This window comes from Paludibacillus litoralis, assembly GCF_037646705.1.
Taxonomy (GTDB): domain Bacteria; phylum Pseudomonadota; class Alphaproteobacteria; order Rhodobacterales; family Rhodobacteraceae; genus Pikeienuella; species Pikeienuella litoralis.
The window spans coordinates 1-19688 of record NZ_JBBHER010000009.1 but is presented as its reverse complement, the minus strand read 5'-3'; the positions used below and the strand labels follow the sequence as shown (position 1 = coordinate 19688).

Sequence of the window (19688 nt, the reverse complement as noted above, 5' to 3'; positions counted from 1 at the left end):
TCACGAAGTTTTGTTGCGATATACGGTCGGGCGATCTCAGGAGCCGGTCATCTTCGGGCGTGACCTGATTCACCGGGATCGGTCGAGACCCGAACCGCGGCGCGGCTGGCTTCGGCGCCGGATTTCAAAGTTTCCGGAATGATCCGCGCGGCGGGCGCGCGAAACGGATCCGTGGCGCGCACGCCCGGCGCCGGCGCGACCACCCGCGCCGCGATGCTTCTGGCCGCTCCACGCCCGAAAAGGCGCCGTTCGCCCGGCGCGGCGCCAAGTTTCCCGCAGTGCGCTATCGCACTTGCGTCAAGGCATTGATAATGTAATTAGCAATATGACGCTCGAAACGCACGAATCTTGCGCGATGAATCATGGCGCCGCGGACAAAGGAGAGACCCATGGCACTCGATGCGCCTCTGAAGGATCTGTACGATATCGGTGAGATCCCACCGCTCGGCCATGTGCCGGCGAACATGCGGGCCTGGGCGATCCGGCGCGAACGCCATGGCGAGCCGGATAAATCCTTTCAACTGGAGACGGTGCCGACCCCGCGCCCGGACAGCGGCGAAGTGCTGGTTCTGGTGATGGCGGCGGGGGTCAATTACAATGGCGTTTGGGCCGGGCTCGGCACACCGATTTCACCCTTCGACGTGCATGGCGCGGAATACCACATCGCCGGCTCCGACGCCTCCGGCGTCGTCTGGGCGGTCGGCGACAAGGTGAAGCGTTGGAAAGTCGGCGATGAGGTGGTGATCCACTGCAACCAGGACGATGGCGACGACGAGGAGTGCAACGGCGGCGACCCGATGTTCTCTCCCTCGCAACGCATCTGGGGTTACGAGACGCCGGGCGGCTCTTTCGCCCAGTTCACCTGCGTGCAGTCGCAACAGCTGATGGAGCGCCCGCGCCATCTCACCTGGGAGGAAAGCGCCTGCTACACGCTGACGCTCGCCACCGCCTACCGGATGCTGTTCGGACACCGGCCGCATATCCTGAAGCCGGGCGACAACGTGCTGGTCTGGGGCGCCTCCGGCGGGCTCGGCTCCTTCGCGATCCAGCTCGTCAACGCCGCCGGCGCGAACGCGATCGGCGTGATCTCCGACGAGTCCAAACGCCAGTTCGTGCTCGATCTCGGCGCGCGGGGCGTGATCAACCGCAAGGATTTCGATTGCTGGGGCGAAATGCCCACGGTGAACACGCCCGAATACAAGACCTGGTTCGGCGAGGTGCGGAAATTCGGCAAGGCGATCTGGGAGATCACCGGCAAGGGCGTCAATGTCGACATGGTGTTCGAGCACCCCGGCCAGGCGACCTTCCCGGTCTCCGTCTTCGTCGTGAAACGGGGCGGCATGGTGGTGATCTGCGCGGGCACCACCGGTTACAATCTGACGATGGACGCGCGCTATCTCTGGATGCATCAGAAGCGCGTTCAGGGGAGCCATTTCGCCAATCTCAAACAGGCGAGCGCGGCGAATCGGCTGATGCTGGAGCGCCGGATCGACCCTTGCATGTCCGAGGTCTTCTCCTGGAGCGACATCCCGGCGGCGCATCTGAAGATGCTCCGGAACGAGCACAAGCCCGGCAACATGGCGGTGCTGGTCAGCGCGCCGACCACCGGGCTGAAAACCGTGGAGGACGCCCGCGAAGCCGGCTGAGACGGCGCCGCGCGACATCTTCCGGCTTTGAGCCCGGCGCCGTCTCGGATATTCAGACGGCGGGGCGCGGCGCCGGCGGACGTGGCGCGGCATCAAGGGGCTGCGGTGCTGAAAGTCGCAACTTACAACATCCGGAAATGCGTCGGGCTGGATTGGCGCCGAAAGCCGGAACGCATCATCGGCGTGCTGGCGGAGATCGCGCCGCAGATCGTCGCCTTGCAGGAAGCGGACCGCCGCTTTGGCGAGAGGCGCGGCACGTTGCCCGCGGAGGAGCTCGCGCGCACGGCGAAGCTGCGCATCGTCGAGTTGCCGGGATCCGGCGCCAGCCATGGCTGGCACGGCAACACCATCCTCGTCGGCGAGGACGTCGAGGTACGACGGATCGAGCGCCTCGCGCTTCCCTTCCTCGAGCCGCGCGGCGCGCTTCTGGCGGATCTCGCCATCCACGGCCAGCCCCTCCGCGTGGTCGGCCTTCATCTCGGCCTGCGCCATGGCAGCCGCATGGCGCAGGCCCGCGCCGTGATCGAGGCGCTGGACCAGCGCGCCGACGACGCTCTGGAGATCGTCATGGGCGACCTGAACCAATGGCGCGGGGATCGCGGCGGCGCCGAGATCATCTCCCGCCGGCTGGCGCCCGCGCCGACCAGCGCGTCCTTCCACACGTCCCGGCCGATCGCGCCGATCGACCGTATCTTCACCAGCCCGGAGCTTGGCGTCGCCGAGCACGGCGTTCACCGCTCCCCGCTCGCGCTTCGCGCGTCCGATCATCTGCCGGTCTGGGCGAAGCTCACTCTGCCCGGGCGCACGCCTCCCCGAAGAGCCGCCCGATGATGACGGCGCTCACCGCCGCCGGCGCGGTTCTCCTCTGGAGCGCCGCCATTTTTTTCGCGATTCGCGCCATACGCACGGCGCGCACCCCGCAAGGCTCGGTCGGATGGGTCGTGTTCCTGCTGACGGCGCCGTTCATCGCGGTGCCGGCGTATCTCTTTCTCGGCCATACGCGCTATCCGGGCTTCGTTCTGATGCGCCGCGAATCGCAACGGATGATCTCCGCGCTGGACAAGCAGAAATCGGCGCACGGCGCGGTCGTCGCCTCCGCCGGGCGTCACGCCAGAAGCCGCGCCGCGGCGTTCGAAAGGCTTGCCGGGATGCCGATCGTGTCCGGCAACGACGTCGAATTGCTGATCGACGGCGCCGCGACCTTCGGCGCGATCTTCGCCGCGATCGAGAAGGCGGAATCCTATGTCGCGGCGTCCTTTTACATCATCCGCGATGACAGGATCGGCCGCGCCTTCAAGGATCTGCTCATCGCCCGCGCGCGCGACGGGGTCCGGGTCCTCCTGATTTATGACGCGCTCGGCAGCGTCAGTCTGCGCAACTCGTATCTGAAAGACCTGAAGGCCGCCGGGGTGGAGGTGTGCAACTTCCATGCGATCCGCCGCAAATTGAATCCCTTTCAGATCAATTTCCGAAACCACCGCAAGATCGTGATCGTCGACGGGAAGGTCGGCTTCGTCGGCGGGCTGAATGTCGGCGACGAATACATGGGCCGCGACCCGGATTTCGGCCGCTGGCGCGACACCCATCTCCGGCTCACCGGGCCGACCGTCACGCAACTGCAGCTCGTGTTCGCCGAAGACTGGCACTGGGCGAATGATGAGATTCCGGAGTTTTTCTGGGGCGCCAGGTCAGAGTCCGAAGGCGGAAAGGCGCTGATTCTCGCTCCGGGCCCGGCCGATCCGCTGGAGACGGGCAGCCTCTATTTCTGCAATATCATCGGCGCGGCGACCGAAAGGCTCTGGATCGCGACGCCCTATTTCGTGCCTGACGTGGATACGCTTTCGGCGCTCAAGCTGGCCGCGCTCCGGGGGGTCGACGTGCGCATCCTTTTGCCCGCGCGCGAGGACCAATTGCTCGTCTGGCTGGCCGCCTTCGCGTATTTCGACGAAGTGCGCGCCGCCGGCGTCGAGATCTGGCGTTATCATGATGGTTTCATGCACCAGAAGGTCGTCGTCGTGGATGACTCGCTCGCCTCCATCGGGACGATCAATCTCGATATTCGCTCCTGCCGTCTGAATTTCGAGGTGACGGCGCTCCTGTTCGACAAGGCCGCCGTCCGCAAGGCGGCAGAGATGCTGGAGGCGGATTTCCGCGTGAGCCGCCCACATGAGACGCCGCTCTCGGAAGAGAAGCCGTTGAAGCGGCTCGGCGCCCCGATCGCACGGCTTTTCACGCCGCTGCTCTGAAATCCGCGCCTTCACAAGACCCGGGCGGTCATCTAGCCTTCCTGAACCAATAGCGGAGCCGTCATGTCCAAGACCGTCAGCGGCCCTTGCCCGGGCGCCGCGCTACAGACCATCGCCATGCCCGCCGACACCAACGCCAACGGCGATATCTTCGGCGGCTGGCTGATGGGGCAGATGGATCTTGGCGCGTCGGTGCTGGCCCGTTCGCTGGCGGAAGGACGGGTCGCGACGGTCGCGGTGAACGACATGCGCTTTCATCACCCGGTCCGGGTCGGCGATGTCGTCTCGATCTTTCCCACCGTCGCCAAGCTTGGCCGAAGCTCGATGACGATGGATGTCGAGGTGCGGATCTTCAACGCTGAAAACGGAGATGAGCGCCGCGTGGCCGAGGCGCGGATCGTTTTCGTCGCCATCGACCGGAACGGGAACCCGCGACCGCTGCCGACGGAGTGAAGGCCGCCGCTCCGGAAGGTGGCGCGCGGCGCGGCGCGCGGCTAAGAGAGCGCATGGAATTTTCCGAAGATCAGCGTCAGGCGCGGGACACGATCGCCACCCGGCTTCGAGCCGCCGGAATCGACATCGATTCAGGCGGCCACGGCCCCCCGCCCCGCGAGGGGCCGGCCTCGGTGCTGGCGGTGCTCGGCAAGGCGGGATCAGGCAAGACCGCCCTTCTCGTGAATATCGCCGCCGCGCTGGAGGCCGCGGGCCTGGAGCCGATCGGCGGAGATTATGAGCCGCGCCGCACCCGCGCGCGGCGGAGCTACGCCGTGCTGGCGCCGACCAACAAGGCGGCCTCGGTGCTCCGCGCGCGGAAAGTGCAGGCGACGACGCTGCACCGGATACTCTATATCCCCGTCTACGACCCCGAATTCGAGAAGATCGCCAAATGGCTGACCGCGGCGGACGCGCCGCGCCCAAACGTCGAAGGGCTCGACGATGCGCTCCTGGACCGGATTCGCGAATTCTACGACATGCACGGCTCGGTCCCCGGCGCGTTGGCGATCGCCGGGCTCTCCGGCTCGGACTTCATCACCGGATGGACCCGCCGCGACGAGCCGCTCGACGTCGCGCTGGTCGATGAGGCCTCGATGCTGGACCAACGGCAGCTCGACGACCTGAAGGAGGTGTTCTCCACGCTGATTCTGTTCGGCGATCCGGCGCAGCTTGCGCCGGTCGGGCAGTCCGGCGCCATGGTGTTCGAGGCGCTCGACGAAGCGTCAAAGCCCATGTTGAGCCGGATCCACCGGCAAAGCGCCGACAACCCGATCCTCGATCTCGCGCATGCGCTGCGGGACGGCATCGACTTTGACGATTTCGAGAGGGAGATCGAGCGCGCGGCGGCGAAGGATGAGCGGATCGTCGTCGCGCCGCGCGTCGACCCCGACCTGATGGCGCGGGCGCCGATCCTCGTCTGGCGGAACGCCACGCGGCTTCGGCTGATTCAGGCGTTTCGCACCGTTCACGACGCGCCGGAAGCCGCGCTCTTGCCGGGAGAGCCGCTGATCTGCGACGGGATCGAGCTGCCGCTCAAACATCGGAAGAAGCGGATCGACCTGGAGGCGCGCGGGCTCATCAAGGGCGCGCAGGCGATCTATCTCGGGCCGGGGAAGCGCAAGGGCTTCGCGCGGCTCCATGTCGCCGGCGCCGAAGCCCCGACGATCAGCGCCGCCGCGATCATCAAGATCGAAGCTCCGGACCGGGAGGAGCCGATCATCGCCTCCGCGGCGCGGATGGGCGCCGTCTTCGTTCATGGCGCGGCGACGACGATCCACAAGGCGCAAGGCTCACAATGGCCGGCGGTGCAAATCTTCGCGCCGGATATCTACGCGGCGGCGCGATCCGGCCGGATGGAGGCCGGCGCGCCGCTCTGGCGCCGGCTGGCCTATGTCGCCGCGACCCGGGCCGAAGAGCGACTGATCTGGGTCGCGCGGTACCGGATGGCGCGCCCGGCGCGCGCGCTTGGCGTCGCGGATCTCGGCTGACGCCGGGGCGCATTGACCGCGGCGGCCGAAGCGGGGATGGTGCCCGCCCGAACACCCCCCGAACAGATCCAGGGAGCGCCCATCTCATGAGACCGTCACGGATGATCATCATCGGCGCCGCCGGGCTCGCCGTTCTCTGGACCGCGGGCTGGTTCGCCGGGCGCTCGCTTTATATCGAGCCCGAGGCGGACAAGGTCATCGCCCAGCTTCGCGAGGGCCGCCTGTTCTTCACCTATGAGCGGCGGGAGGTTGGCGGATTTCCGTTCGGCTACGACGTCGTCTACGAGGGCGCCTCGCTCGCCGATTCATCCGCGCTCTGGCGCTGGACCGCGCCGAGCCTGACCGTCGGCGCGCGCATCGCCAACGCCGACGAGGTGACGCTCACGCCATCCCGTGAAAGCAAGCTGACGATCGAGACGACGGCGTTCAGCGCGGCGCCGGACGCGGCGCCCCTCGTCTTCGACGTGATCGCGGAGACGCCGCGGGTTCTGCTTGGCGAAGCCGACGGAGAGACGAAAATCAAAATCCGGGCGGGCGCCGTCTCGGCGACGCAGGCGCCGGGCGCAAACGTGTTGTCGAACGCGCGCGCGCGCCTCGAGACGCTCGCGCTCGATCTCGGGAGCGCGCCGAACAGCGGCGGAGCGTCGGTGTTGACGGCGGATTCGCTCTCGCTCTCCTATCGTCTCGCCCCCGACATGGTGAGCGAGACGAACACGAAGCTGCAGGTCGCGGATATCGCGATCGATTTTGACGGCGAAGCGCTGGACGCCGCGACCTTCGCCGATTTCGTCGCACGCGATGGCGCGGCGGATTTCTCTGTGCGCACAGGGCGCTATCAGGCGAAGAGCGAAGGCTCGGGCGGGCCGAGCGCCCCGCCCTACACCGTCGATTTTTCCGCCGCGTCGAGCGAATCCAGCATCAGCGTCGGCGAGGGGCGCGCCGCCTACGCCGCCAGGGCCGCCGACATCGCCTACGCGATGAAGACCGACGAAGACGGCGCGAATGGCGGAGCGGCGGCCCAGGCCTTCACGATGACGTTCGATATGCCGATCCGCCAGGCGCCGGAGCCGCAACCTTACGCCTTCTCGCTGTCGATCAACGACCTCGCCCTCGATGAGGCGTTCTGGGACGCGAACGATCCCATCGGCGCGATCACCCGCACGCCGATCAGCCTGGATCTCGACTTCGCCGGCGCGCTGCGCATCCTGGAGGACCTTGGCGGCGGATCGCTCTCGCACTCGCCCGTAGATGTGGAGACGCTGGAGATCCGAAGCCTCCGCGCGGAAGGTCTCGGCCTGGTCGCCTCCGCGAGCGGCGCGCTCGACATCGCCGGCGACGCCATGTTTCCCGACGGAAACCTCACGGTCGAGCTGAAGGGCGCGCTGGGACTTCTGGGACAGTTGACCGAAGCCGGCCTCATTCCGCCGGAGGCGGCGGAGATCTACACCGGCGCCGCGCTGACCTATGGGCGCGCCGGCGAGGGGCCGGATCATCTTCTGGCCGATATCCGCGTCGCCAAAGGCGCGATGACGATCAACGGCCGGCCCTTGCAGTAGCGGCGGGCGCGCGGGCGGCGATGTGATCGAACGCGGTCATCCCGCCATGCGCCCTCAGCGCCCGCGCCGCGCCCGCATCAATGGCGCGCCCTCGGCCGATTTGAGGATGAGCGCCCCGGCGGCGTCGATATCGAAGATGACGGTTTTCTCCAGCGCCTCGGCGAAGCGGCGCTCCTGAGCCATCTGCGCCGGCGGACAGGCCATCATCGTCATCGCCGCCCGGCTGAAGGTCAGAGATTCTCCGGTCAGCGTGAATGACGCGCTGAACTGGTTGCAGCCCGCCCGCCCCGCGACGCGCCCATCGTCCCCAAAGGTGAAGCGCGCGCGCGGCCCCTCGACCATCTCGCCGCCGAGGGCCTCCAGCAGCCATTCGCCGCCGGTCAGGAGCGAGAGCGGCGCGCCGCCGCAGCCGGACAGGTCCGCCGTCGCCGTCGTCACCGCGACCGTTTCCGGATACGGCATCCCGGTCGCACCGTCATGGCAGAGCCCGTCCTCGATCCGGATCACCGCGCCGATGGCGGCGATGCGATGAAAGATCGCGCCGTCCTCCTCGACGGGCTCATCCAGCATCGCCTCGCGGCGCTCGGCGCCGTAATCGGTCTCCAGCGCGGCGCGCCCATCCATGAAAGTGAGGCTCCACCCAGGCTCGTTTCCGCCCGCGCGAAAATCGACCGGCCGAGCGGCCGGCGCGCAATCTGGCAAGGTCTCGGCGCGAATGGAGATCATCGGATCCGCGTCACCCTTGCTCCAGAAAAACGTCGTCGGATCGTCCGGGCTCTCGTATTTCGCCCCCGAGGCGGCGCGGGCGGAGGCGAGGTGAAATTCCTCGCCCCTTGCGGTCAATGTCGCATCGGCGCCGCTCAGGCGGACCGCGACTTCGGTCTCGCCGCAGAGGAAACGCTCCCTTCTCAGGCGGGCCGGGCTTCGGGTCAGCATCAGCGCGCCCACATCGCGCGCGCCGCGCCCCGCCGGGATCAGCGTTTCCGCGCTGCGCCACCCGGCGCCCTCCGGGATCTCGATCTCGACGTGAAGCGTCGCCTGAGCGCCGAATGGCGCCGCCACCGCGAAGGGCAGCGGAACCTGGCCGCCCATGGTCCGCATGCGCGCGGCGGCGAAGAATGCGCCATCCGCATCCCGCGTCTCCACGCGGAGATAAGCGTCATCCGGCAACGCGATCCGCTCACGATAGAGCGCCGCGCCCTCGATGGCGCGGACCTCTTCATGAGCCGCGGCGGGTCCGGCGACGGGAAGACAGGCGGCGATGACGGCGACGGCGAGACATGAACGCACGGGAGGCTCCTTGGGGCGGTCTCTCTTCGCAACCTAGCTCGCGCCAGGGCGCCGGACAATGCGCGCGCGATTGCGGCCGGGGGCCGCGCCCACCCCTTTCATCCCCGCCGGCGGCGCGTATGGTGCGCCCGATAGGGAGCGGCCGCGCCATGACCCGTGCGACAGAAGACATCAGGGACAGCCGCGCGCTCCGCGACGCCTTCGGCGCGTTCGTGACCGGCGTCACCATCGTCACGACGACGGGCGCTGCGGGCGAGCCGATCGGCTTGACGGCGAACGCTTTCACCTCCGTCTCGCTGAACCCGCCGCTGCTCCTCGTCTGCATCTCCCGCCAGTCGTTCAGTCTCGCGGCGATTCAGCGCGCGGGCGGCTTCGCCGTCAATATCCTCGCCGAGGATCAGCAGGCGCTCTCCCATCGGTTCGCGCACCGTGTCGAGGATCGCTTCAAAGGCGTGAACTGGCGGCCCGGGCCGGTCGGCGGGCCGCTGCTCGATGGCGTCTGCGGCTGGTTCGATTGCCGCCTCCACGATCAGTTCGCGGCCGGGGATCATGTCATTCTGATCGGCCGGGTCGCGGGGTTCGATCATACCAGCCGGCGCCCGCTCGGCTATGCGCGCGGCGGCTATTTCCCGGTCGACAGATGAAGCAGGGGGCGGCGGTCAGGCGCAAACCCGAAGCGCGTTATCCCCGCCAGACGGGTTTGCGCTTTTCAAAGAACGCCGCGACGCCTTCCTGCGCCTCCGGGTCCTCCCAGGCGTCCGCGAGGGCGAGAGCGGTCTCTTCGATCACGGCGTCGTCGAGCCGCGGGCCGAGGCGCCGGGCCAGACGCTTGGCGCGGGCGACGGCGCCGGGCGCGGCGGCCAGATAGGGCGCGACCTCCGCCTCCACCGCCGCATCGAGCGTGGCCGAGGGGACCGCCCTGGCCGCAAGGCCGAGCGCCACCGCCTCCGCCGCATCGAATAGCCGGGCCGACATGAAGACCCGGCGCGCCATGCCCTCGCCCATGCGCGCGATCACATAGGGAGAGATCGTCGCCGGGATGAGGCCCAGCCGCGCCTCGGTGAAACCGAATCTGGCGTGATCGGCGACGATGGCGACATCGCAGATCGACATCATCCCCATACCGCCGCCATATGCCTGCCCGTTCACCTGCCCGATCAACGGCTGCGGCAACGTGTTGAGCGAGCCGAGCATCGCCGCGAGCTTCCGCGCCTCCGCGATCCGCTCGGCCCGAGTGGCGCTGAACTGCTCACGCATCCACGCGAGATCGCCGCCGGCGCAAAAGCTCTCTCCCGCCCCGGTCAGCACCACTGCGCGCACCGTCCGATCGGCCGCCAGCGTCGCGGCGGCCTCGGAAAGCTCCACGATCATGCGCGCCGAGATCGAATTATGCTTCTCGGGCCGCGCGAGCGTCAGCGTTGCGACGCCGCGCCCGTCGGTCTCCAGCCTGATCGTCTCAGCCATGCTCGTCTCCTTCGATCCTCTCGCCGCGCCCGGCCCGCCCGGCGGCGCCGGGTCAGCCGCTCCGCAAACTCTTCGCGAAGCTGGCGGCGACGGCGAGGCGCTCCATGTCGAGGCCGGTCTCGAAATTTCTCTCGGCCAGCAGCGCGGCGACCCGCTCCGTCGCGACGTTCCCCTCCGCGCCCGGCGCGTAAGGGCAGCCGCCAAGCCCGCCGACCGCCGCGTCGAAGGTCCGGAGCCCCTTTTCCAGGCTCACGTCGATATTCTCCAGCGCGCGCCCGCCCGTGTCGTGGTAATGCCCGGCGAGTCGGCTGGCGGGCGCCGCATCGAGCGCCGCATCCAGCATCGCCGCGACCGCCTCGGGCGTCCCGCGGCCGATGGTGTCGCCGAGCGAGACCTCGTAAGCTCCCATGGCCAGCATCGCCTCCACCGCTTCGGCGACGGCGGTCGGCGGCGTCGGCCCGTCGAACGGGCATTCGGCGACGCAGCTCACATAGGCGCGCATCGGGATTCCGTCGCGCCTGGCGGCCTCCGCCACCGGGCGGAACATCTCCAGCGCCTCGGCCTTGCCGAGATTGAGATTGGCGCGGGAGAACCCTTCGGAGGCGGACCCGAAAATCGCGACCTCGTCCGCTCCCGCCGCCTTCGCCCGCTCATATCCCTTGAGATTCGGGGTGAGCGCGGTGTAGCGCGCGCCGGGGCGGCGGGCGACGCCGGCCAGCACCTCCGCGCCGTCGGCCATCTGCGGGACCCATTTCGGAGAGACGAAGCTGGCGGTTTCGATTTTCTCGAAACCGGCTTCGGAGAGCAGATCGACCAGCCGGATCTTGTCCGCGGTCGGGATCGGGCGCGCCTCGTTCTGAAGCCCGTCGCGCGGGCCCATCTCGAAGATCAGGGCGCGCCCGTTCGCCTCACTCATCGATCGGCTCCAGCGTCACCAGCACCGCGCCCTCCTCGACCTGATCCCCCGCCGCCGCGCCGACCGCGGCGATCACTCCGGCGCGCGGCGCCTTCAGCGTATGCTCCATCTTCATCGCTTCGAGCACGCAGAGCGGCGCGCCCTGCTCCACCGCCGCGCCGGGCGCCGCCGTCATCACCTTCACCAGCCCCGGCATCGGCGAGATCACCATGTCGCCCCCGGCGCCCGCATCGCCCGCCGCCGCGAGCGGATCGGGGACGGTGAATCCATGGGCGGCGCCGTCCATGAACACGGTGACGCGGCCGCGATGGCGGACCGCGCGCGCCTTGAACACGCGCCGGCCGTCATCGACGCGGAGCGTGTCGCCCACCCTTCTCACGGTCAGCGTCACCGGGCCCACGCCGAAATCGGCGGAAAACCGGTCGCCGGCGACATCCACCTCGACAAGCGCGTCGTCGAGCCTCGTCAATGAGCGCCCCGCGCCCCAGAGACGAAATCCATCGCCCATGTCCCAGGCCGCGCCGGGCGCCTTCGGCAGGCCGAGCGCGGCCAGCGCCGCGAGCGCGCGCGCGGCGGCGGGCGGCTCCGGCGTCGCGGTCAACGCCGCCTGATCCCGCGCGATCAGGCCGGTGTCCACCTCGCCGCGGCGAACGCCTTCATGCGCCGCAAGCCGCGCGAGGAACGTCACATTGGTGACGGAGCCGGCCACCTCCGTCGCCTGCAGGGCCGCGTGAAGCCGCGACAGCGCCTCGGTCCGGTCGGCGCCATGGGTGATGATCTTGGCGATCATCGGGTCGTAGAACGGCGTGATCTCATCGCCGGCCCTCACCCCGGTCTCGATCCGGGCGCCCTCGGGGAAGCGGAGATGGTCGAGCCGGCCGGTGGCGGGCAGGAACCCCTTCGCCGCATCCTCGGCGTAGAGCCGCGCCTCGAACGCCCAGCCGTCGATGCGCAGATCCTCGCGCCGCATTGGCAGAGGCTCGCCCGCCGCCACGCGGAGCTGCCATTCGACCAGATCGACGCCCGTGATCGCCTCCGTCACCGGATGCTCGACCTGAAGGCGCGTGTTCATCTCCATGAACCAGAACCCATCCGGGCGAAGGCCCCCGGCGCCATCGACGATGAACTCGATCGTTCCCGCGCCGGCGTAGCCGATCGCCTTCGCCGCCGTCACCGCCGCGTCGCCCATCGCGGCCCGGACTTCTTCGGTCATGCCGGGCGCAGGCGCCTCCTCGATCACCTTCTGATGGCGACGCTGGAGCGAGCAATCACGCTCGAAAAGGTGGACGGCGTTTCCGTGATCGTCGCCGAAGACCTGAATTTCGATATGGCGGGGGGAGAGGATGTATTTCTCGATCAGAACCGCGCCGTCGCCAAAACTCGTCAGCCCCTCGGAGGACGCCTCCACAAGCGCCGCCTTGAACTCCGCCGGCTCATCGACCCGCCGCATCCCCTTGCCGCCGCCGCCGGCGCGCGCCTTGATCAGCACCGGGTAGCCGATCTTCTCCGCCTCCGCGGCGAGGAAATCCGGATCCTGCTCGGCCCCGTGATACCCGGGAACGACCGGCACGCCCGCCTTCTCCATCAGCTGCTTGGCCGCATCCTTCAGGCCCATCGCCCGGATCGCGGCGGCCGAGGGGCCGATGAAGACCAGCCCCGCCGCCTCCACCGCATCCACGAAATCCGGATTCTCCGAGAGAAACCCGAAGCCGGGATGGATCGCCTCCGCCCCGGTCGCCAAAGCCGCGGCGATGATCGTGTCGCCTTTGAGATAGCTTTCGCCGACCGGCGCCGCGCCGATCCGGACCGCTTCGTCCGCCATCTCCACATGGAGCGAGCGGGCGTCCGCATCGGAATAGACCGCGACGGTGGAGACGCCCATCCGGCGGGCGGTGCGGATCACCCGGCACGCGATTTCGCCGCGATTGGCGATGAGAATCCTGGAGAACATCAGAATGGCCTTTCATCCGCCATGATATCAGCAGCCGATCCGGCCGTCATTTGCTTCCGCGCCGGCATCGCCGCGAAGGCGCGGGAGTCCGAGCGCAGGGCGCCCGATGTCAGGACATCGGACACGATCACATCCGGAACACGCCGAAGCGCGACTCTCCGATCGGCGCGTTGAGCGCGGCAGAGAGCGACAGCGCCAGCACCTCACGGGTCTTGCGCGGATCGATGATCCCGTCGTCCCAGAGCCGGGCGGAGGCATAGAGCGGATGCGCCTGATGCGCGAACTGCTCCATGATCGGATCCTTGATCGCGGCTTCCGCCTCCGCGCTCAGCGTCTCGCCCCGCGCTTCAAGCGCATCGCGCCGCACCATGGCCAGCACGCCCGCCGCCTGCTCCCCGCCCATCACGGAGATCCGCGAATTCGGCCAGGTCCAGAGAAACCGCGGGCTGTAGGCGCGCCCGCACATGCCGTAATTGCCGGCCCCGAACGAGCCGCCGACGATCATCGTGACCTTCGGGACCTGCGCCGTCGCCACCGCCGTCACCAGTTTCGCGCCGTGCCGGGCGATCCCGCCAGCTTCGGCCTTCCGGCCCACCATGAAGCCGGTGATGTTCTGCAGGAAGACGAGCGGGATCTTCCGCTGGCAGCAAAGCTCGATGAAATGCGCGCCCTTCACCGCGCTCTCCGAATAGAGGATGCCGTTATTGGCGACGACGCCGACCGGAATCCCCTCGATATGCGCGAAGCCGGTGATCAGGGTCGGCCCGAAACGGGCCTTGAACTCATCGAATCTCGAGCCGTCCACGACGCGGGCGATCACTTCGCGGACATCGTAAGGGGTCTTCAGATCGGCGGGGACGACGCCGAGGAGCTCCTCCGGGTCATAGGCCGGCGGCTCGGGCGTCCGCATCTCGACCGTCATGGGCTTCGGCCGGTTGAGCGAGGCGACGATCCCCCGCGCCAGCGCCAGCGCGTGAAGGTCATCCTCCGCCAGATGATCCGCGACGCCGGAGAGGCGGGTGTGGGTGTCGCCGCCGCCCAGCGTCTCGGCGTCCACCTCCTCGCCTGTCGCCATCTTCACCAGAGGCGGGCCGCCGAGGAAGATCGTGCCCTGATTCTTCACGATGATCGCTTCGTCCGACATCGCCGGCACATAGGCGCCGCCGGCGGTGCAGGAGCCCATGACCACGGCGATCTGCGGGAGGCCCAGCGCCGACATGTTGGCCTGATTATAGAAGATGCGGCCGAAATGCTCCCGGTCGGGAAAGACCTCGTCCTGGTTGGGCAGGTTCGCGCCGCCCGAATCCACCAGATAGACGCTCGGCAGGCTGTTCTCCGCCGCAATCTCCTGCGCGCGGAGGTGCTTTTTCACCGTCATCGGATAGTAGGTGCCGCCTTTGACGGTGGCGTCGTTGCAGACGATCATCACCTCCCGCCCGGAGACCCGGCCGACGCCGGCGATCAACCCGGCGCCCGGGGCGGCGCCCTCATACATGTCATGGGCCGCCGTCGCGCCGATCTCCAGAAACGGCGCGCCCGGATCGAGAAGCCCCGCGACCCGGTCGCGCGGCGGCAGCTTGCCCCGCGCCACATGGCGCGCCATCGAACGCTCGCCGCCTCCCGCAGCGGCGGCGGCGGCGGCCTCCGCGACATGCGCGAGCGCCTCCAGATGCGCCTTTCTGTTCGCGGCGAAGGCCGGATCCCGCGGCAGAGCGGTGGATGTGAGCTTCATCGTTCAATTCCCCATGAAATCGAGCAGGCCGCGCAGCGTCATCGCGCGGCGCGCGGTGTGCTGCATCACGCAATCCATGCTCCAGGCCTGCGCCATCGTTCCCCGGATCAGAACATGCGGGAAGGCGCAGTCAGCGTCTCGATAGGCGATCCAGGCGCGCTGCGCGGCCCAGAGCGCGGCGCTCTGCTCTTCATCCAGCAGCGGGGAAAGCGCATCGTATTCACGATTGAGGATCTCGTCCCACGCGGAGAATTCCGTCCGCAGACAGCTGACCGCGCCGACCGTCGTCTGGCTTTCGGGCGCGTCCATGCAAGGCTGCGCATATATGCCCATGCAGAGCTCCGCATGATCCGCCGGCGCCCCGACCGCGCCGATGCAGGCGTCGATCTGCTCGACAAGCGTATCCGCAGAGGCGGTCGCGGCGGAGACGCCCAGCGCCGCCGCGAAGAGGCCGGCGAGAGCGACGGCCGGCGTCTTCTCGTTCATTCTTCGGCCCTCCGCCATTCCCCAGTCATGCGGCAGGCGCCGCATGGAGCGCGCCGACGCCGAAGCCACCTTCGGCGCTTATCTCCCGACGGTCAAATCGCGGGCGCCGACGCCCCGCGCGCGCGCTCATCGAACGCCGGACGACGCCATTCACGCCGTCGCCCGCATCAGCTCCCGTCCGCAAAGCATCCGGCGGATCTCGGAGGTGCCGGCGCCGATCTCCATCAGCTTGGCGTCGCGCATCAGCCGGCTCACCGGACTGTCGTTCAGGAAGCCGGCGCCGCCCATCGCCTGCACCGCCTGCACCGCCTGCGTCATCGCCTGCTCGGAGGCGTAGAGCACGCAGGCGGCGGCGTCCTGGCGCGTGACCTCGCCCCGGTCGCAGGCGGCGGCGACGGCGTAGACATAGGCGCGCGCGGAGTTCATCCCCGTGTACATGTCGGCGATCTTGCCCTGCATCAGCTGGAACTCGCCGATCGGTTTTCCGAACTGCTTTCGCTCGTGCATGTAGGGCATCACATGGTCGAGGCAGGCGTGCATGATGCCGACCCCGATCCCCGACAGCACCACGCGCTCATAGTCGAGCCCGCTCATCAACACCGCGACGCCGCCGCCCTCCTCGCCGAGGATGTTCTCGTAAGGGATCTCGCAATCCTCGAAGATCAGCTCGCCGGTGTTGGAGCCGCGCATTCCCATCTTGTCGAAATGCGGCGAGGTGGAGAAGCCCTTCGTCCCCTTCTCGATGATGAACGCGGTCAGCCCGCGCGAGCCCGCGGCCGGGTCGGTCTTGGCGTAGACGACCAGCGTCTCGGCGTCGGGGCCGTTGGTGATCCAGTATTTCGATCCGTTCAGGACGAAGCGGTCATTGCGCTTCTCCGCGCGGAGCTTCATCGAGACGACATCGGACCCGGAACCCGCCTCCGACATGGCGAGCGCGCCGACATGCTCGCCGGAGATCAGTTTCGGCAGGTATTTCCGCTTCTGCTCATCCGTCCCGTTCAGTCGGATCTGATTGACGCAGAGATTGGAATGCGCGCCGTAGGACAGCCCGACCGACGCGGAAGCCCGGCTCACCTCCTCCACCGCGACGGTATGGGCGAGATAGCCGAGACCGACGCCGCCATACTCCTCCTCCACGGTGACGCCGAGGAGGCCAAGCTCGCCCATCTCCCGCCAGAGTTCCGCCGGGAAGACATTGGAGCTGTCGATCTCCGCCGCCATCGGCGCCACGCGCTCCTGCGCCCAGCGGTGGGTCGCCTCGCGAAGGCTCTCCACATCGTCGCCCAGCGCAAAATTCATCGACGCCATGAACATCAATCGTCTCCTCTTCTCGTCCGCATGGTGGCGGGCGCTCCGCCCTCAGCGCGTTCCGCGCCATGTTTACGCATAGCGCCCCGATCGTGAAAGCGGAAAGGCGCCGCCGCCTTGCCCTCGCGGCCGTCATCGCTAATGTCGCGCCCAAGGAAAATGAGGACACGCCATGATTGATCTCTACACTTGGAGCACGCCAAACGGCCGCAAGGTCTCCATCGCGCTGGAGGAGATGCAGCTCCCCTATGAAGTTCACGCGATCAACATCGGCAAGAACGACCAATTCGCCGCCGACTTCCTGAAAATCAGCCCCAACAACAAGATCCCCGCGATCCGCGACCGGGAGAGCGGACAAACCGTATTCGAGAGCGGCGCGATCCTGATCTGGCTGGCGGAGAAGACCGGGCGGTTCCTCCCAAGCTCCGGTCCGGGCCGGGTCTCGGTCATGGAATGGCTGATGTGGCAGATGGGCGGCTTCGGCCCCATGCTGGGTCAGACGCATCATTTCCTGCGCTTCAACCCCGGCAAGGCGCCCTATGCGGAGGAGCGCTTCGGCGCGGAGACAAAGCGCCTCTACGGCGTGCTCGACCGCCGACTCGCCGACTCCACCCATATCGCCGGAGAAGACCTGAGCATCGCCGATTTCGCGACCTGGCCTTGGGCCTCGCGCTATGAATGGCAGCAGATCGACCTCGACGCGTTCCCGAACGTCAAGCGCTGGTATCTGGCGCTCGCCGCGCGGGACGGCTTCCGCAAAGGGTACGACATCCCCGCGACCGGCAACGAAATTCCGTTGCCCTGACGGAGGATTCCATGCTTGACGACGCGCCGGACCATGCCTAGAACCCGCGCGCAGTGGCGGAGTAGCTCAGCTGGTTAGAGCAGCGGAATCATAATCCGCGTGTCGGGGGTTCAAGTCCCTCCTCCGCTACCAAATTTCCTTGATGTTTCAGGTGCTTGCTGCGGATCTCCTTTCCTGCTCCTCACTTGCTTCTTCCCGGGACTTCACCGGGACTGCAACCCGGCGTGGACGCAGTCCCTGAACCGTAGCAAGAGACGGTGCTGATGATAAGTTCAAAGTTTCGCTCTGTCGGCATATAGAACGGATCTTCGCCGCTTCACGTCAGTTCCGCAACCTCATGGCGATCGGGGCTCTCGCATTCCACAACGACGATGTACGCGTCTTTCGGTTTCGAGGCGAAGTCCGGGTAAAATTTTCCCTATTATCCACGAGAAAAACAGCGCGTCTGTGACTGGCTTGTGTAGTATGGTTCGATAGGCCCGCGTCCGCGCCAAGACGCAGTCGCTTCTGATTTTTTGAAAACAGCCAATATCCTCGGCTCCCTTGATGAACGAGGCTGGCTCATGATCACAGAACTGAAATCCGTCCACGACATCTGGAAGAGGATGCCGACGGAGCGTCACGCCCGGCTCTTCTTGGAAAACGCGATATGGGGCGATGATCGGTTCTGTCCGCACTGCGGCAGCCTGAGCTCGCGACCGCTCCGCAGCGCGTCTGTGCGCCCGGGTCTGTATCAGTGCGCTGAGCGGGATTGCCGCAGTCAGTTTACTGTCACCACGAAGACGCCGCTGCACGCGACAAAGCTCGACCTGCGTATCTGGATCGCGGCGATGTTCCTCGTGTTGACGTCCTCCAAGGGCATCTCATCGGTGGTGATGTCGCGGCTGTTGGGCGTGAACCAGAAAACCGCTTGGAAACTTGGCCACGCCATTCGCGAGCTCATGGATGATCGACACGGGGTCGCTGGCCGTTTGTCGGGGGTTGTAGAGGTCGACGAGGCCTTCATCGGCGGCAAACCCAAGTTCCGCCATGGGGTGAAGAACAAGCGCGGTCGAGGAACAGGAAAGCCGATCGCTCTGGTGGCCGCGGCGCGAAACGGACAGGCCCGGGCAGTTCTGATCCCGAATGCGCAGGGGGGCACGATGAAGCCCATCATGGAAGGTTGGATCGACCCAAATTCAGTGCTGATCACCGACAAAAACTCAAGCTACCGAAAGATCGGAGCGTCGTTCGCGAACCACTTCACCGTGCAACACAACAAGCGCGAGTATGCCAACCGGAAGACCGGCGCGCATATCAACACCGCTGAGGCGGTAAATGCCGTGGTGCAGCGGGCGCTAATCGGCGTGTATCACCGCCTCGGACATAAGCACCTTCAGCGTTATCTCGATGAGATCCTCTGGCGCTGGAATCACCGCGTCCCCGAGACGAAAGTGCGGAAACGGAAGTCCTGTTCTGGCTTCCGATCAACGGAAACCACGACCGTATGGAAACCGATCCCGGTAGTTGACCAGATGCGGGGTCTTCTGTGTGGCGCGGTGGGCCGTGAGATGCGACGCACCCCTGCATGGGGCCTCCGATGGCCGTAGCCCTTACTTGCAACGAAAGCCCTCTCAGAGCCCATTGTTCTGAATGCTGCGAGACTGATCAGCGACCGCTTTGGCGAAGCCACAGACTTTTCGTGCCGACTGTTGTAGCATTGGCTCAAACATGGTGCTGGGTATGAAAGACAGATACGGATATTCGCTTTCTACGAACTCGCAAAAGGCCAGAGATGCGTATGTTCTTGGCCTTGATCGGTTTCTCGGTGCCGAGATTGGCGTTGAAGCCGCGCTCAAACTGGCGACCCAAGAAGACGAAGGCTTCGCCCTCCCACATGTCGTATTGGCACGTTACCGGCAGCTTGTCGGAGATAGGGCTGGTGCGCAACAATCACTTCATCTCGCCAAACAGTGCGACGGGCCGCTGACAGAACGGGAAGCGCGGCAGATCAAGATCATCGGCCTTTTGATCGACGGCAAAAGCGCCGCTGGATATCAGGCCGCGCGGGATCAATTGCAAGAATATCCCCGTGATGTGATTATCGCGCAAGCCTGCCTCGGCGTCCTGAGTCTGATTGGATTCAGTGGCGAGCCGGGACGCGAAGCCGAGAACCTTGCGCTGGCTGAGATTCTTGAACCCCATTATGGCGATGACTGGTGGCTCCAAGGTCTGTTGGGGTTCGCGCAAGTCGAAGTCGGCCAATTCCACCGTGCCGAAAAGAGCATTGATAAATCACTGACGGCCAATCCGCGAAATGCGCATGG

General features: G+C 67.0%; 17 protein-coding genes and 1 tRNA gene. 11 read left to right on the top strand and 7 right to left on the bottom strand.

Annotated features, from left to right (window positions below):
* Positions 1–389 precede the first annotated feature (389 nt).
* The 6 genes from ccrA (at position 390) to WG921_RS15450 (ending at position 7430) form a co-directional block, all read left to right on the top strand.
* Positions 390–1646 (top strand): crotonyl-CoA carboxylase/reductase, encoded by a 1257-nt coding sequence (gene ccrA / locus WG921_RS15475; protein ID WP_340110158.1) that lies wholly within the window; start codon positions 390–392, stop codon positions 1644–1646.
* Positions 1647–1751: 105 nt separating this feature from the next.
* A complete protein-coding gene (locus WG921_RS15470) occupies positions 1752–2477 on the top strand; it encodes an endonuclease/exonuclease/phosphatase family protein (RefSeq protein WP_340110157.1) in 726 nt (241 codons plus the stop codon).
* Entirely contained in the window at positions 2474–3892 is a 1419-nt protein-coding gene (gene cls / locus WG921_RS15465; protein ID WP_340110156.1) for a cardiolipin synthase, read from the top strand. Before WG921_RS15470 ends, cls begins: the two co-directional genes overlap by 4 nt.
* 63 nt (positions 3893–3955) lie before the next feature.
* On the top strand, positions 3956–4345 hold the full coding sequence (locus tag WG921_RS15460; RefSeq protein WP_340110155.1) for an acyl-CoA thioesterase: 390 nt from the start codon (positions 3956–3958) through the stop codon (positions 4343–4345).
* 53 nt (positions 4346–4398) lie between these two features.
* A complete protein-coding gene (locus WG921_RS15455) occupies positions 4399–5874 on the top strand; it encodes an ATP-dependent DNA helicase (protein ID WP_340110154.1) in 1476 nt (491 codons plus the stop codon).
* A gap of 86 nt (positions 5875–5960) precedes the next feature.
* Positions 5961–7430, top strand: a complete 1470-nt coding sequence (locus WG921_RS15450) for a DUF2125 domain-containing protein (protein WP_340110153.1) — start codon at positions 5961–5963, stop codon at positions 7428–7430.
* Positions 7431–7484: 54 nt separating this feature from the next.
* On the opposite strand, the gene WG921_RS15445 is transcribed toward WG921_RS15450, so the two are convergent.
* Positions 7485–8720 carry an META domain-containing protein gene (locus tag WG921_RS15445; protein ID WP_340110152.1) on the bottom strand — a complete coding sequence of 412 codons (1236 nt, stop codon included), beginning with the start codon at positions 8718–8720 and terminating at the stop codon, positions 7485–7487.
* Between the two features lie 149 nt (positions 8721–8869).
* Here WG921_RS15445 and WG921_RS15440 point away from each other — a divergent pair, with 149 nt between their 5' ends.
* Complete coding sequence (locus WG921_RS15440; protein ID WP_340110151.1) at positions 8870–9364, top strand: flavin reductase family protein; 495 nt, start codon at positions 8870–8872, stop codon at positions 9362–9364.
* Between the two features lie 37 nt (positions 9365–9401).
* Here the strand turns inward: WG921_RS15440 and WG921_RS15435 are convergent, their stop codons facing one another.
* The 6 genes from WG921_RS15435 to WG921_RS15410 form a co-directional block, all read right to left on the bottom strand.
* A complete protein-coding gene (locus WG921_RS15435) occupies positions 9402–10184 on the bottom strand; it encodes a crotonase/enoyl-CoA hydratase family protein (protein ID WP_340110150.1) in 783 nt (260 codons plus the stop codon).
* A 52-nt stretch (positions 10185–10236) separates the two neighbouring features.
* Positions 10237–11100: a hydroxymethylglutaryl-CoA lyase gene (locus tag WG921_RS15430; RefSeq protein ID WP_340110149.1), complete on the bottom strand. Its 864-nt coding sequence runs from the start codon at positions 11098–11100 to the stop codon at positions 10237–10239.
* A complete protein-coding gene (locus WG921_RS15425) occupies positions 11093–13051 on the bottom strand; it encodes an acetyl/propionyl/methylcrotonyl-CoA carboxylase subunit alpha (protein WP_340110148.1) in 1959 nt (652 codons plus the stop codon). The genes WG921_RS15430 and WG921_RS15425 overlap by 8 nt, the downstream gene beginning before the upstream one ends.
* Positions 13052–13178: 127 nt before the next feature.
* Positions 13179–14783, bottom strand: a complete 1605-nt coding sequence (locus tag WG921_RS15420) for a carboxyl transferase domain-containing protein (RefSeq protein ID WP_340110147.1) — start codon at positions 14781–14783, stop codon at positions 13179–13181.
* A 3-nt stretch (positions 14784–14786) separates the two neighbouring features.
* On the bottom strand, positions 14787–15269 hold the full coding sequence (locus WG921_RS15415; protein WP_340110146.1) for a lysozyme inhibitor LprI family protein: 483 nt from the start codon (positions 15267–15269) through the stop codon (positions 14787–14789).
* Between the two features lie 150 nt (positions 15270–15419).
* Positions 15420–16583, bottom strand: coding sequence for an isovaleryl-CoA dehydrogenase (locus WG921_RS15410; protein WP_340110145.1), 1164 nt, complete (start codon positions 16581–16583; stop codon positions 15420–15422).
* 166 nt (positions 16584–16749) lie between these two features.
* Between WG921_RS15410 and WG921_RS15405 the strand changes: the two genes are divergently transcribed.
* From WG921_RS15405 to WG921_RS15390, 4 genes are all read left to right on the top strand, one after another.
* Positions 16750–17382, top strand: a complete 633-nt coding sequence (locus WG921_RS15405) for a glutathione S-transferase family protein (protein ID WP_340110144.1) — start codon at positions 16750–16752, stop codon at positions 17380–17382.
* A gap of 55 nt (positions 17383–17437) precedes the next feature.
* Positions 17438–17514, top strand: a tRNA-Met gene (locus WG921_RS15400).
* 431 nt (positions 17515–17945) lie between these two features.
* Positions 17946–18971 (top strand): IS1595 family transposase, encoded by a 1026-nt coding sequence (locus tag WG921_RS15395; protein WP_340110143.1) that lies wholly within the window; start codon positions 17946–17948, stop codon positions 18969–18971.
* 133 nt (positions 18972–19104) lie between these two features.
* Positions 19105–19688 (top strand): tetratricopeptide repeat protein (locus tag WG921_RS15390; RefSeq protein WP_461786847.1); only part of this gene is annotated, 584 nt, incomplete at its 3' end.

Excerpts from the sequence above, each read along its gene's own strand:
- WG921_RS15425 (WP_340110148.1), bottom strand. The coding sequence starts at position 13,051 with ATGTTCTCCAGGATTCTCATCGCCAATCGCGGCGAAATCGCGTGCCGG.
- WG921_RS15395 (WP_340110143.1), top strand. The coding sequence starts at position 17,946 with ATGATCACAGAACTGAAATCCGTCCACGACATCTGGAAGAGGATGCCG.
- WG921_RS15440 (WP_340110151.1), top strand. The coding sequence starts at position 8,870 with ATGACCCGTGCGACAGAAGACATCAGGGACAGCCGCGCGCTCCGCGAC.
- WG921_RS15410 (WP_340110145.1), bottom strand. The coding sequence starts at position 16,583 with ATGTTCATGGCGTCGATGAATTTTGCGCTGGGCGACGATGTGGAGAGC.
- WG921_RS15435 (WP_340110150.1), bottom strand. The coding sequence starts at position 10,184 with ATGGCTGAGACGATCAGGCTGGAGACCGACGGGCGCGGCGTCGCAACG.
- cls (WP_340110156.1), top strand. The coding sequence starts at position 2,474 with ATGATGACGGCGCTCACCGCCGCCGGCGCGGTTCTCCTCTGGAGCGCC.
- WG921_RS15450 (WP_340110153.1), top strand. The coding sequence starts at position 5,961 with ATGAGACCGTCACGGATGATCATCATCGGCGCCGCCGGGCTCGCCGTT.
- WG921_RS15405 (WP_340110144.1), top strand. The coding sequence starts at position 16,750 with ATGATTGATCTCTACACTTGGAGCACGCCAAACGGCCGCAAGGTCTCC.
- WG921_RS15430 (WP_340110149.1), bottom strand. The coding sequence starts at position 11,100 with ATGAGTGAGGCGAACGGGCGCGCCCTGATCTTCGAGATGGGCCCGCGC.
- WG921_RS15420 (WP_340110147.1), bottom strand. The coding sequence starts at position 14,783 with ATGAAGCTCACATCCACCGCTCTGCCGCGGGATCCGGCCTTCGCCGCG.
- WG921_RS15455 (WP_340110154.1), top strand. The coding sequence starts at position 4,399 with ATGGAATTTTCCGAAGATCAGCGTCAGGCGCGGGACACGATCGCCACC.
- WG921_RS15460 (WP_340110155.1), top strand. The coding sequence starts at position 3,956 with ATGTCCAAGACCGTCAGCGGCCCTTGCCCGGGCGCCGCGCTACAGACC.
- ccrA (WP_340110158.1), top strand. The coding sequence starts at position 390 with ATGGCACTCGATGCGCCTCTGAAGGATCTGTACGATATCGGTGAGATC.
- WG921_RS15415 (WP_340110146.1), bottom strand. The coding sequence starts at position 15,269 with ATGAACGAGAAGACGCCGGCCGTCGCTCTCGCCGGCCTCTTCGCGGCG.